This window comes from Bordetella ansorpii, from assembly GCF_900078705.1.
Lineage (GTDB): Bacteria > Pseudomonadota > Gammaproteobacteria > Burkholderiales > Burkholderiaceae_B > Bordetella > Bordetella ansorpii_A.
The window spans coordinates 917,813-930,843 of the sequence record NZ_FKIF01000006.1 but is presented as its reverse complement, the minus strand read 5'-3'; the positions used below and the strand labels follow the sequence as shown (position 1 = coordinate 930,843).

Below are 13,031 nucleotides of genomic sequence, written 5' to 3'. Positions count from 1 at the left end.
TACAAGGTGGGTTTTTTTGGGGATTTGTCGAGAAAACAGGCAACCAGGATGCCGGATGATGACCCGCGCTTTCCTGTGTTCACCAGTGTGGGTCGACGCCAGCTTGGTGGGCGTGACTTCCTTGAGGTAGCGGGCCAGCGCCGCTTCGGCGGTCATGCGTTCGGCCGGCGCAGGCGTAGGTAAAGACCACCGCGCATTGCTTGGCCGTAAGCTTCATATGCTCTTCAGAAAGGGGTGTACCCACGAGGAATTCGGAGAGCATTCTGGGTACACGCCAGGGAGCCCAGAAACGCGGGCTTCGGTGTACCCAGCGGGAATCCATGGGACTCGCCGGGATATTTTTCCAGCGCCAACTCGCTGATCTAAAAGCGAATTTTTTGACTATAGGCCTTGAAGGGAAGGCCAGATGGTGCCCGAGGCCGGAATCGAACCGGCACGCCTTGCGGCGGGGGATTTTGAGATTGAGTCCCGAGACTAGCATGAGACCACGCTGGAACCCGCAGAGCCTTGCTGCGCTTGGTTTTCCAAGAGGCTAGTCCCGTTTAGCCTTACGCCTAGACCAGACCGATTGCGGCAGACATTCTGATGCCGTGGCTCCTGGCTGGTTCCTGCGTTCGATCTCGAACTAGGAGGCGTCATGGCTAAGATCAAACTCACCAAATCCGCTGTCGATACGGCAGAAGTCACCGGCAAGGATTACGAACTGCGGGATACCATTGTCCCCGGCTTTCTCTGCAAAGTCACCGCCCACGGCCGCAAGGTCTTCATGCTCCAGTACCGCACGAACTGGGGCGAGCGCCGCAAGCCGAAGATCGGCCAGTTCGGCGAGCTGACCGTCGAGCAAGCGCGGTCGATCGCACAGGACTGGCTGGCCGACGTGCGCAAGGGCGACGACCCCAGCGCCGCCAAGCTGGCTGCCCGCATGGCCCCGACGGTCAAGGAACTGTGCGGGCAGTTCATCGAGGAATACTCCAAGCCGCGCAACAAGCCCCGGACGGTCGATTCCTACCAGGGCTACATCGACCGCCACATCCTGCCTACCCTGGGCAAGCTCAAGGTGCCGGACGTAACGCGGGCGCACATCACCACGCTGATGAAGGACAAGGCAAAGATCGGCGTTACGGCCAATCGGGTTCTGGCCTGTTTGCGCAAGATGTTCAACATGGCCGAGGTGTGGGGCTACCGGCCTGACGGCTCCAATCCATGCCGACACGTCCCCAAGTACCGCGAGGACGGCGAGACGCGGTATATCAACAACGAGGAACTGGGGCGGCTCTATGCTTACCTCGACCGTGCGGATGCCCTGGGGTTGGAGCATCCGACCGTGACGCTGGCGGTTCGCCTGCAATTCGAGTTTTCCGCGCGGATGACCGAAATCCGCACGCTCGAATGGGCTTGGGTGGATTTCGAGAATCGCCGGGTCGTCTGGTCTGACAGCAAGACGGGCGATATGTCCAAGCCGATGAGCGAGGCGGCGTACCAGTTGCTGCGCAATGCGCCCCGCATCGACAACTCGCCTTACGTGTGTCCAGCCATCTTTGATGCCAAGAAGCCATTGCCCGAGAGCACGTACTACAACGGCTGGAAGCGCATCTTAGGCCGCGCAGAGGTAGCGCATGTCGGAACACACGGCATCCGTCATCGTGCGGCGACCGACATTGCCAACTCCGGTATCCCCATCAAGGTCGGCATGGCGCTGACTGCGCACAAGACCGTCACGCAGTTCATGGCGTATGTCCATGCAGAGGATGACCCGGTGCGTGCCGCTGCCGAGAAAGTGGCCACCCTACGCCGGGGCGCCATCGACGGCCATGCGCCGGCTGCGCTGCCGAAGCCGTCTCCTGTGGTCACGGACGACGACAAGACCCGCACCAGCCTGGGTAACTACCGTCCATTCCGGCATCGCAAAGCCGCCACGCGCGCCGTGCCGCCTGATTCCAAGCGGGCTGCGCCGAATCTGATGCAGGACCAGAAGGAGGTCACGGCATGAACAGGCGCAAAGCAGCCGTGGCGTCATCTGTGGCACCAGCCACGCTGCTGGGCGACATTCGAGTACTGATCGACGCGGCGCGGCAGCGCGCCGCGTCAGCGGTCAACGCCGAGCTGACCTTGCTGTTTTGGCGCATCGGCCAGCGCATCCACACGGAAGTGCTGGCTGGTCAGCGGGCCGGATACGGTGATGAGATCCTGCCGACCTTGGCTGCGCAGCTTGTGCAGGACTACGGCCGCAGCTTCGCGGACAAGAACCTGCGCCGGATGGTGCAGTTCGCGGCTACCTACACGGACGAGCCAATTGTCGTGACGCTGTCACGACAATTGAGCTGGTCGCATTTCGTGGCCTTGCTGCCGCTGAAAGACCCGCTCCAGCGAGACTACTACGCACAGATGGCCAACATCGAGCGCTGGAGCGTGCGGACGCTGCGCGAGCGCATCGACTCGATGCTGTACGAGCGCACGGCGCTATCTCAAAAGCCGGACGAGACGATTGCGCAAGAGCTGGCGAGGATGCGCGATGCGCAGCGCATGTCGCCCGCTCTGGTCATGCGAGACCCGTACATCCTCGATTTCCTGGGCCTGCGAGACACCTGGCAGGAAGGCGACTTGGAGGCCGCGATCATCCGCGAAATGGAATCCTTCCTGCTGGAGCTGGGCGTGGGCTTCACGTTCGTTGCCCGTCAGAAGCGCATCCAGATCGACGGCGACGACTTTCACCTCGACCTGCTGTTCTACAACCGCAAGCTGCGGCGGCTGGTGGCAGTGGAGTTGAAAGTCGGCGAGTTCAAGGCCGCTTACAAGGGGCAGATGGAGCTGTACCTGCGCTGGCTCGACCTGCACGAGCGGGAGTCCGAAGAAGCCTCACCGCTGGGGATCATCCTCTGCACCGGCAAGAAGTCCGAGCAGATCGAGCTGCTGGAACTGGACAAGTCGGGCATCCACGTGGCCGAGTACCTGACCAGCTTGCCACCGCGCGCCGTGCTGGGCGAGCGGTTGCAGCAGGCGACCGAGCGGGCGCGGTTGCAAATCGAGCAGCGCAAGACGGACAGCGAGTAGTTCTGTTCCTCGCATTCGGGCGTCCCGGCGTGCCGTCGTCGCGCTGTCGTGCTGCGCATCGAATCCCCTGCGGGGTTTCGCCCCATTCGGGCTTTCATCGTTCCCTCGCTTCACTCGGCTGACGCCTCCGGCCCGGCTCGCTGATCCGGGCCTGCGCGCTGCGCTTGCCTAAAGGTGGGTGTTTGCAGTGGGCGGGTGTGAGCGGTCTTGCTGTTCCCTTCACCGTATCACGGCGTTCTCGCCGTCAAGGGCGGCGCGCGCTTGTGCGCGCTTGCGTCCTGGCGGCCGTCTGCGACCCCTGACTGCTGCGCTACGCCGTGGGGGCGACGGTTCCGGGCAATTCCGCCCGTGCAACCGGAGATCGTCATGAACGATAAATCACACGTTTCCCTCGAACAGCACGTTTGCCTCGTTTGCGGCACGGCGTTCGATACCGGCACCATCCTGCTGGACAAGCGCCTGCGCGCCAGCATGGAGCGCCATACGAAGACGGGCTGGGGTCTGTGCCCCGAGCATCAGAAGCTGTCCGACGATGGCTTTGTCGCGCTGGTCGAATGCGATCCGCAGCGCAGCGGCTCGCAGGCCGGCGGGCGCATGAAGCCCGAACAGGTATACCGGACGGGCCGGCTGGCCCATCTGCGACGCACGGTGTTCGCGCAGTTGTTCAACGTGCCGATCGCGGACGAGCAGGCTTGCGTGTTCGTTGAGCCTGGCGTGATCGAGCAGTTGCAGTCGATGACGGTGCCGGCGGCGAACTGATCGCGCTGCGCAGCCTTCGGTGCGTCGTCCTTGCGGGGGCGGCGCATTTTTTCTGCTGCGCCCGGTGCGGGTTTCTCCGCGCCTGTGGCGCTGCGCGCTTCGCTTGCCAGTCCGTGCCTTCGTTGGAGGGGCGGCTTGCTGTTTCCTTCATCGTGCCACGGCGTGCTCGCCGTCAAGGGCTGCGCGCCGATGGCGCTTGCGGCCTGCGGCCGTCGATGACCCTTGACTGCTTGCGCTGCGCCGTGCCCCGGAAGGGCTGGGCAATTCCGCCCGGCATCCTTCAGGAGTTCACCATGAACTGCGCATTCATCACCGACGAGCAGCGTGCGCTGCTGCTGGCCAACGGCCGGCAATCCACCGAAACGTCGGACTTTGATCCGGCCCCTGTGCTCAAGCTGTTCACACCGGATGCCGGCGCGACCTGGCTGCTGACCGAGATCGACCCGGACGATCACGACCATGCTTTCGGTCTGTGCGATCTGGGCCTGGGGATGCCCGAGCTGGGCTGGGTCAGCCTGCAGGAACTGGCGACCGTGCGCGGGCGGCTGGGGTTGCCGATCGAGCGCGATCTGCACTTTCGTGCCGAGAAGCGGCTGAGTGCCTATGCGCGGGATGCGCGGCTGGCGGGGCGGATCGTCTTCTGATTCTGTCAAGGGGCGCCACGCCCCTTTTCTCTACTCCCCCTGGGCGTTCACCAGGGCTTCCATCGACGCTGGATAGGCTGCGACACCGTGCCCAGCAGGCGCACGGGCGGCAGCGTCAAGGGCCTGTCGTTCTTGGGGAAGCGCCGACGCACTTCGCATTCCAGTTCGTGCGCAAAGCCGCGTGCGTTTTTTTCTCCGCGCAGTGCCCGTTGCCGCCAGTCTCGGGCCTGGGCCATCAGTTCATCGTCTTGTAGGGCTCGTATGTCCATGTCATTGCCATTGTGCCGATGGCTGGGCGAGTAGCAGTCCAAGGGGATTTCGTTGAAGTCATGTGGACGTCCCCGGCCACCTGGGAGATGGCCGGTCGCGCTGTCGTGCTGCGCATCGAACCCCCTGCGGGGTTTCGCCCCTGACGGGCTTCCATCGTCCCCTCCCTCCGGTCGGCTGACGCCTCCGGCCCGGCTTCCAGCTTCGGGCCTGCGCGCTTCGCTTGCCGTGCGGTCGGCGTGTTGAGGGGCCGTTGCCTTGTCCAGCCGTCTTCCCTGACTCATCACCTTGTCCGCGACTGTAGCCCGCGGCCGTGTGCCGTCAAGGCGCGCAGGGCCGTGTCCTCGGCTGCGCCTGCGGGCCGCACCAACCCTGCGCTTGTCTCCTTGACGGCCCCCGTCCGCGCGCTCCTGACCGTCGCGGGCGATGAACTCAGGAAAGACGGTGGCAACAGGGCCAACCGGGTTCCTCGTGCCGACTGCACCGAACAGCCGAAAGGCTGGGCTCCGAATCTAGGAATCCGGTGTTTCTTCAACAGCCAAGTCAGGAGAAAGACATGCTCGCATCCCGTTTCGCAAACCATTCCCCCGCACTGCGTTCCGACTATCCCCTGTCGGATGACCAAATCCGGCGCGTGGCCCCGTCCATCTTCGCGGACTCCCCGCATGAGAGCCGTTCGGAGCGATACAGCTACATCCCCACGGCTACGGTTTTGACTGAGCTTCGCAAAGAAGGCTTCCAGCCCTTCATGGTGTGCCAGACCCGTGTACGCAACGAGAGGCGGCGCGAACACACGAAACACCTGCTGCGCCTACGCCACGCCAGCCAGATCAACGGCGCGGAAGCTAACGAAATCGTGCTGCTGAACTCGCACGATGGCACCAGCAGCTATCAGATGCTGGCCGGGCAATTCAGATTTATCTGCGCCAATGGGCTGGTGTGCGGCGACACCTTTGCCGATGTGCGCGTGCCTCACAAAGGCGACGTGGCGGGCCAAGTCATCGAAGGCGCCTTCGAGGTTCTGCGCGGCTTTGACCGGGTGCAGGAGTCCCGCGACCTGATGCGCGGCATCACCTTGGACGATGGCGAATCCGAAGTGTTCGCCCGTGCCGCGCTGGCTTTGAAGTACGACGACCCGAACAAGCCCGCGCCCGTCACGGAATCGCAAATCCTGATGCCGCGCCGCTTCGAGGATCGCCGCCCCGACTTGTGGAGCGTGTTTAACCGCACGCAGGAGAACCTGACCAAGGGCGGATTGCATGGCCGCGCCGCCAATGGCCGCAGGCAGCAAACCCGCCCCGTGCAGGGCATTGATTCCGACATTCGCCTGAATCGCGCCCTGTGGCTGCTGGCCGATGGCATGCGCGCCCTCAAGGCCTGAACCGTTCCCCCGCCGGAGGGGCGGTTCCCCTCCATTCCCTTGTTTCACTTGATTGGAGATTCGCCATGAACGCCGTTACCACCACCGAAGCCCGCGCCGTCAACACCGCAGCCAGCAGCGCCGCGAACGTGCTGCAAGCCGCCGACCCGAGCAAGTACATGATCCTGGTGCCGCTGTCGCGTCTGGTGCTGCGCCGCACGGGCCGCAACGTGCGCAAGACCCCGCGCATGTCCATCCCTGAACTGGCCGCATCCATCCAGCGCGTGGGCCTGCTGCAAAACCTGATCGTGATTCCCGCCGCCGATGGCCTGCATTACGAGGTGGTGGCCGGTGGGCGCAGGCTGGCCGCGTTGAAGCTGCTGGCGAAGAAGCACCGCATCGCCAAGGATTGGGACGTGCCTTGCCTGCAGGTGGCCGATGGCACTGCGCGCACGGCCAGCCTCACCGAGAACGTGCAGCGTGAAGCCATGCACCCGGCAGACCAATTTGAAGCCTTCGCGACACTGGTGGCCGAAGGCCGGCCCATCGAGGACATTGCGGCGGATTTCAGTGTCACGCCGCTGGTCGTGCAGCGCCGCTTGAAGCTGGCGAATGTCTCCCCGCGCCTGATGGCCGACTATCGGGCCGACGCCGTGAGCCTGGACCAGCTGATGGCCCTGGCCGGAACGGATGACCACGCGGCGCAGGAAGCCGCTTTCTACGACGCCCCGCAGTGGCAACGCCACCCTTCGCATTTGCGCGAACGCCTCACCGAACGGGAAATCGACGCTTACCGGCATCCGTTGGTGCGCTTCGTCGGGCTGGACGCCTACGAGCAGGAGGGCGGCGGTATCCGCCGCGACCTGTTCGCGGAGGATGACGCGGGCGTGTACCTGACTGATGCTGCATTGCTGGAACGGCTGGCACAGGACAAGCTGGCGGGCATCGCCGCCGAGGTGAAGGCCGAGGGCTGGGCTTGGGCCGATGCCACGCCGGGCATGACCCATGCCGACCTGCACGCCTTCCAGCGCGCCCCGAGGGAGCGGCGCGAACCCAACAAGCGCGAAGCGCAGCGCATCGAGAAGCTGCAAGCCAAGATGCAGGAGGTGGCCGAAGCGGTGGATGCCGCGATGGACGCCGACGACGAGGACAAGGCCGATGCCTTGCAGGAGGAAGGCGAAGCCCTGGGCGAGCAGTTGCAGGCACTGGAAGAAGGCTTGCAGGGATACGGCGCGAATGTGAAGGCCGCAGCCGGTGCCATCGTCACCATCGACCGCAACGGCGAGGCCGTGATTCATCGAGGGCTGCTGCGCGAGGCCGAGGCGAAAGCCCTTCGCACGCTGGAGAAGTTGCGCCAAGGCTTTAGCGACCCGGACGCCGCGAACGATGACGAAGGCGAGGAAGACGAGCAGCCCAAGGCCGCAGCGATTTCCGACCGGCTGGCCCAACGCCTGAGCGCGCACCGCACGGCGGCGCTGCAAATCGAGGTGGCCCAGCATCCACATGTGGCGCTGGCCGTGCTGGTGCATGGCATGGTGCAGACCGTCTTGCAGGGCCGCTACTACGGCCACGATATTCCGCTGGGCGTGAGCCTGAAAATTCAAGACCGGCTGGAAGGCATGGCACCGGACTGGCCCGAGTCACCCGCCGCCGTAGCGCTCCGCGAATTGCAGCAGGCGTGGGGCGGCAAGTTGCCCGAGGACAGCGCCGCACTGTTCGTCGCGCTGCTGGCGATGGAGCAAGGCGAGTTGGTCAAGCTGCTGGCCGTGTGCGTGGCTTCGACGGTGGACGTGGTGACGCCGCGCGGCACGGCGCAGCAGCCCGGCGCGGAACTGGCGCAGGCCGTGGGCCTCGACATGGCCGTATGGTGGCAACCCACGGCGGAAGGCTATTTCAAGCACGTTGCGAAGGCGGCGGTTTTGCAAGCCGTGGGCGAGTTCGCGCCCGAGAGCGTCCACCGGCTGGCAAAGCTCAAGAAGGCCGACATTGCCAGCGAGGCCGAGCGGCTGGCGAAGGGCACCGGCTGGATGCCTACCATCTTCACGAAGGCAGACGTACCCGAGGAAAGCCCGCAGGTTGCGCAGCAGAACGGCGCGGAAGAAGCCGCCACTATTCCGGGTACCCAAGCCGGGCGGAGGGACGCGGGAATTGGGGATTCCCACCGTGGTGGACAGGTTGATCCAGCAGGCCCTGCTGCAGGTGCTGCAACCGCTCATCGATCCGACCTTCAGCGAGCACAGCTACGGCTTCCGGCCGGGGCGCAGCGCGCATCAGGCGCTTGAAGCGGGCAGGCAACCATAGTACTGCCAGCTTCAACCACTAGGAAAACGTGCAGGTCTTGAAACATCACGTGCCGGCGCTTGTCGCAGCGGGTGTTGTGCAGACCTTCCCTAACCGCGATTCCAGGCGGCAATTAGCATCGTGCCGACTTCATCAGGGTCTGTATCTTTCTTTGTGACGGTGCGCTGCGAAGTGGCTCGGCTTGCCCGTACGCCCCTACGAGCCGCTTTTGGTGTGGCTGAGTCGATCAGTAGCCCACCTAGCAGCACCCGGTAGAACTCTTGGAATGCGTCCTCAAGGGTGAGATTGGCCTGGGCAAGGAATGCCGGGCGGCGCAGCCTTAGTGCGGCTCCCAGAATGAGTTCGGATACGACCAGCCCATGGCAGGGTGCGAAGACACCCTGGTGTACCCCATCGTCGATGAGTTGGGATAGCCTAAGGGTACGGACCTGCTGGTAGTGATCGAAGATACCTCTGGCAACTGCTGAATCTTCGACGTCCTTCAGGAACTGGACACCGATGCGACTAGCCGCCTGGACGCCTACGTCCAGGTAGGCAGCGAGTGCTGTCGTCAAATCCTGTTCACGGTGGATCAGTGCTTCGCCCTGTCTCAGGAGGCTATCGAAAAAGCGTTGCACGACGGCGCAGAAGATCTCTTCCTTCGTCTGCGCAATGTCGTAGAGGCGCCGCCGCGAGCAGTGCAGCCGTGCGGCGATTTCACCCACGGTCAGGCCTTTGACCCCCTCCGTCAGGAGCAGATGGGTCAGCGCATCGAAGAACTCTTCGTCTGTGAGCTTCTTTTTCATGCGGGTTTCTCCTAATGAGACATGGTACCAAGTCAATTGACTTGGTACCAATCGAGCGCGTCTAATGGTACCAATTTAAAAGAAATGGTACCGCTTGAACAGCATGCAAGGGGCATCACCGAATGCAGAGGCCTCCAGCTGAACGCCGCCGCCGCAGGCATGTGAATTGTCTGCGATAGCTGTTCCACCGAACCAGACTTGACTTGAACGGAGAAGCACAGCAATGAATCTGCTGGACTATTTCGATGCTGGTGCTACCAGCCATCCGGATGCGCCTTGTTTCGTGGACTGCGGGCGTGATACCCCGGCCGTCACCTATGCGCAAGCGGGAGCGCTCACGTGCCAGATCGCACGGGGGCTACAGGCCTTGGGACTCGCACCTGGTTTTCACGGCGCAGTGCTGAGCGGCAATGCCGGGGCTGCTTTCGTGGCGCTGCTGGGGGTGTTGCGCGGAGGGGGTGTCTGGCTGCCCGTTAATGCGCGCAACAGCGTGGAGACCAACATCGAGTTCCTGCAGGACATGGACTGCGACGTCCTTTTCTATCAGGCCCGCTATATCAGCCAGGTCGCCGAGATCCGCGGCAAGGTCCCCCGCATTCGTCACTACATAGCTCTGGAAGAGGCCGATGGGGCGGATCTGTCGATTGCTCGGTTGATCCAAGGCCAGCCGCCCGAGATGTACGCAGCGCCGCTGCAGCCGCGGGGGCTGGCCATGATCATGGGTACCGGTGGCACCACGGGGCGCTCGAAGGGCGTCATGCTCAGCCACCGCAACCTGACGGCGACCATGGCCAACCATATGTCGGCCATGAACATTACCGACTGCATGACCGTGCTGGCGGCGGCACCTATCACCCACACGGCGGGGCTGGTGTCGCTGCCCTTCATGGCGCGCGGTGGCCGCGTTGTCCTGATGGACGGGATTGATCCGCAGAACCTGCTCAAGGTGATCGAGCAGGAGCGGGTCAACATGCTGTTCCTGCCCCCAACAGTCATCTATACGCTACTGGCGCAGCCCAACGTCCGCGATTTCGACTTTTCCGCGCTGCGCTACCTCATGTACGGCGCCGCACCCATGTCGCCCGACAAACTGGCGGAGGCCATCGATGTGTTCGGCCCCGTCATGCTGCAGATCTATGGCCAGGCGGAAGTGCCTGGCGCGATCTCCGTGCTGCGGGTCGAGGACCATTTCATCGACGGGCAGGTGGCGCCCCGCCAGCGCCTGCTGAGCGCGGGGCGCCGCTTCCCCTTCACGCGGGTGGCGGTCATGGACGACGACGGCAGCCTGCTCACCCAGCCGGGGGCCGTGGGCGAGATCGTCGCGCAGGGCGACATCGTGACCGAGGGCTACTACAAGAACCCCGAGGCCACGGCTGAAGTGCAGCGCCACGGCTGGCACTGCACGGGCGACGTGGGCTATTTCGACGAGCAGGGCTTCCTGTTCATCGTTGACCGCAAGAAGGACATGATCGTCACGGGCGGCTTCAACGTCTTCTCGTCCGAGGTCGAGGCCGCCGTCATGGCCCACCCGGCCGTGAAGGACTGCGCCGTCATCGGCGTGCCCGACGACAAGTGGGGCGAGGCCGTCAGGGCGGTCATCGAGCTGCGCCCGGGCCAGTCCGTGGAGCCGCAGGCGCTCATCCAGTTCGTCAAGGACCGCCTGGGCAGCATCAAGGCGCCCAAGGAGGTCGAGATCGTCGCGCAGCTGCCGCGCAGTGCGGTGGGCAAGGTCTTGAAGAAAGAAGTCCGCAAGAAGTATTGGCACGCGCAGGAGCGCATGGTTTCCTGACGCACGTTTGGTGATTCAACCCCGGAGGTATCGCAATGCAAGAGCCCGTTCTCGTTGCCGGTGTCGGCATGACCCCTTTCAAGAAACCCGGCGACAACCTGCCGTACCCGGAAATGGCTGCGCAGGCGATCCGCGAGGCGCTGCAGGACGCGGGCCTCACCTACTCCGACGTGCAGGACGTCTATGCGGGCTACGTCTATGGCGACTCGGCCAGCGGCCAGCGCGCGGTCTACGAGGTCGGCATGACCGGGGTGCCGGTGATCAACGTCAACAACAACTGCTCCTCCGGCTCCACGGCCCTGTACATGGCGCGCAAGGCCGTGGCCAACGGCTCGGCGGACTGCGCGCTGGCGGTGGGTTTCGAACAGATGCCCGCCGGCGCCCTGAGGGCGTACTGGGACGACCGGCCCGATCCGCTCGACCACTTCAACGGGGTCATGGACGAGATCTTCGGCCACCCCGAGCTGCCCATGGCGATCCGCTACTTCGGCGCGGCGGGCCGCGAGCACATGGAGCGGTACGGCACCCCGCTGGACACCTTCGCCAGGATCCGCGCCAAGGCCAGCCGCCACGCTGCGCGCAATCCGCTGGCGCTGTTCCGCAAGGAGGTGACGGTGGAGGAGGTGCTGGCCAGCTCGCCCCTGGTGCCCGGCGCCATGACCCGCCTGATGGCCTGCCCGCCGACCTGCGGCGCCGCTGCCGCCGTCTTCGTGAGCAAGAAGTTCGCCCAGAAGATGGGCCTCTCCGCCAACGTGCAGGTGTTGGCGCAGTCGCTGGTGTCCGACCGCCCCGGCGCGTTCGCCGACAAGTCCGCGATTTCCGTTGTGGGCTTCGACATGACGCGCGAGGCCGCCCGCCAGGTCTACGAGGCGGCAGGCGTGGGACCGCAGGACATCGACGTGTGCGAGCTGCACGACTGCTTTGCGCAGAACGAGCTGCTCAGCTACGAGGGCCTGGGTTTCTGCGCCGTCGGCGAGGGCCGGGCCTTCGTCGAGTCGGACAGCAACACCTATGGCGGCGCGGTCGTCGTCAACCCCTCGGGCGGGCTGCTGTCCAAGGGCCATCCGCTGGGCGCGACCGGCTTGGCGCAGTGCTACGAGCTGACCCACCAACTGCGCGGCAGCGCCGAAGCACGCCAAGTGGAGGGTGCACGCCTGGCCTTGCAGCACAACGCGGGCCTGGGCGGCGCCACCGTGGTGACCCTGTACGGGCGCGCGGACTGAGGGACGAGATCATGGTGAAACGCCTGGAAGGCAAGGTGGCCCTGGTCACCGGTTGCGGATCATCGGGGCCCGGCTGGGGCAATGGCAAGGCCATGGCCGTGTTGTTCGCCCGCGAAGGGGCGAAGGTCTATGGCTGCGACATCCACCTGGACGCAGCGCGCGAGACCGAGTCGATCGTGCGGGAAGAGGGCGGGGCCATGAGCGTGGCCCAGTGCGACGTGACCGACCCCGGCGCGGTGGAAGCGCTGGTCCAGGATTGCGTGACCACCTATGGCGACATCGACATCCTGGTGAACAACGTCGGCACCGCCCGCCTGGGTGGGGTCGTCGAGCAGAGCCTGGAGGACTGGCGCCTGGTCTTCGACATCAACCTCACCTCCATGTTCCTGACCTGCAAGCATGCGATCCCCTCCATGCTCCGGAAAGGCCGGGGGAGCATCGTCAACATCGGCTCGGTAGCCGGCGTGCGCGACAGCGGCGTGGCCTACGTGTCCTACAGCGCCTCGAAGGCCGCGGTGCTCGGCTTCTCCCGCAGCGTCGCCCTGGAATACGCCAAGCGGGGCATCCGCTCGAACGTGCTGATGCCGGGCCTGATGAATACGCCCATGGTCCGACAGCCCGTGCTGTCGCTGGCGGACGGGTACCGGGAAGCGTCGCAGGAGGAAATGCTGGCCAAGCGGGACCGGCAGTGCCCCATGGGCCACATGGGAGACGCATGGGACGTGGCCACCACGGCCCTGTGGCTGGCGAGTGACGAATCCAAGTACGTCACGTCCGCCGAAATCATGGTCGATGGCGGTATTTCCGCCCGCATCGGCTGACCTGGAATACATGCAAATCAACGACAGGAGA

Annotated in this window: 10 protein-coding genes and 2 pseudogenes; 10 read left to right on the top strand and 2 right to left on the bottom strand. The window is 64.6% G+C overall.

Features of this window, described 5'->3' with window-relative positions; genetic code table 11:
• Positions 1 to 637 precede the first annotated feature (637 nt).
• From A6745_RS14635 to A6745_RS14620, 4 genes are all read left to right on the top strand, one after another.
• On the top strand, positions 638 to 1,990 hold the full coding sequence (locus A6745_RS14635; RefSeq protein ID WP_016452573.1) for a tyrosine-type recombinase/integrase: 1,353 nt from the start codon (positions 638 to 640) through the stop codon (positions 1,988 to 1,990).
• The gene (locus A6745_RS14630; RefSeq protein ID WP_016452572.1) at positions 1,987 to 3,051 is read left to right on the top strand and encodes a PDDEXK nuclease domain-containing protein; all 1,065 of its coding nucleotides are present in this window, start codon (positions 1,987 to 1,989) and stop codon (positions 3,049 to 3,051) included. Before A6745_RS14635 ends, A6745_RS14630 begins: the two co-directional genes overlap by 4 nt.
• A gap of 366 nt (positions 3,052 to 3,417) precedes the next feature.
• The gene (locus A6745_RS14625) at positions 3,418 to 3,810 is read left to right on the top strand and encodes a hypothetical protein (RefSeq protein WP_016452571.1); all 393 of its coding nucleotides are present in this window, start codon (positions 3,418 to 3,420) and stop codon (positions 3,808 to 3,810) included.
• 293 nt (positions 3,811 to 4,103) lie between these two features.
• Complete coding sequence (locus A6745_RS14620; protein WP_016452570.1) at positions 4,104 to 4,454, top strand: DUF2958 domain-containing protein; 351 nt, start codon at positions 4,104 to 4,106, stop codon at positions 4,452 to 4,454.
• 47 nt (positions 4,455 to 4,501) lie between these two features.
• Here the strand turns inward: A6745_RS14620 and A6745_RS14615 are convergent, their stop codons facing one another.
• A complete protein-coding gene (locus tag A6745_RS14615) occupies positions 4,502 to 4,723 on the bottom strand; it encodes a hypothetical protein (RefSeq protein ID WP_051139142.1) in 222 nt (73 codons plus the stop codon).
• Positions 4,724 to 5,277: 554 nt separating this feature from the next.
• Between A6745_RS14615 and A6745_RS14610 the strand changes: the two genes are divergently transcribed.
• From A6745_RS14610 to A6745_RS29370, 3 genes and pseudogenes are all read left to right on the top strand, one after another.
• Complete coding sequence (locus A6745_RS14610; protein WP_016452569.1) at positions 5,278 to 6,102, top strand: DUF932 domain-containing protein; 825 nt, start codon at positions 5,278 to 5,280, stop codon at positions 6,100 to 6,102.
• Positions 6,103 to 6,167: 65 nt separating this feature from the next.
• Positions 6,168 to 8,192 (top strand): annotated as a pseudogene (locus A6745_RS14605) (ParB/RepB/Spo0J family partition protein); the annotation flags it as partial.
• 7 nt (positions 8,193 to 8,199) lie between these two features.
• A pseudogene (locus tag A6745_RS29370) lies at positions 8,200 to 8,373 on the top strand (reverse transcriptase domain-containing protein); the annotation flags it as partial.
• A 98-nt stretch (positions 8,374 to 8,471) separates the two neighbouring features.
• On the opposite strand, the gene A6745_RS14600 reads toward A6745_RS29370, so the two are convergent.
• Positions 8,472 to 9,167: a TetR/AcrR family transcriptional regulator gene (locus A6745_RS14600; protein WP_016452567.1), complete on the bottom strand. Its 696-nt coding sequence runs from the start codon at positions 9,165 to 9,167 to the stop codon at positions 8,472 to 8,474.
• 223 nt (positions 9,168 to 9,390) lie between these two features.
• On the opposite strand from A6745_RS14600, the gene A6745_RS14595 reads away from it, so the two are divergent.
• Genes A6745_RS14595 through A6745_RS14585 form a run of 3 tightly spaced genes read left to right on the top strand, consistent with a single transcriptional unit; the run spans position 9,391 to position 13,000 of the window.
• A complete protein-coding gene (locus tag A6745_RS14595; protein ID WP_016452566.1) occupies positions 9,391 to 10,956 on the top strand; it encodes an AMP-binding protein in 1,566 nt (521 codons plus the stop codon).
• Positions 10,957 to 10,991: 35 nt separating this feature from the next.
• Positions 10,992 to 12,179: a lipid-transfer protein gene (locus A6745_RS14590; protein ID WP_016452565.1), complete on the top strand. Its 1,188-nt coding sequence runs from the start codon at positions 10,992 to 10,994 to the stop codon at positions 12,177 to 12,179.
• Positions 12,180 to 12,190: 11 nt separating this feature from the next.
• The gene (locus tag A6745_RS14585; RefSeq protein WP_016452564.1) at positions 12,191 to 13,000 is read left to right on the top strand and encodes an SDR family NAD(P)-dependent oxidoreductase; all 810 of its coding nucleotides are present in this window, start codon (positions 12,191 to 12,193) and stop codon (positions 12,998 to 13,000) included.
• Positions 13,001 to 13,031: the final 31 nt, after the last annotated feature.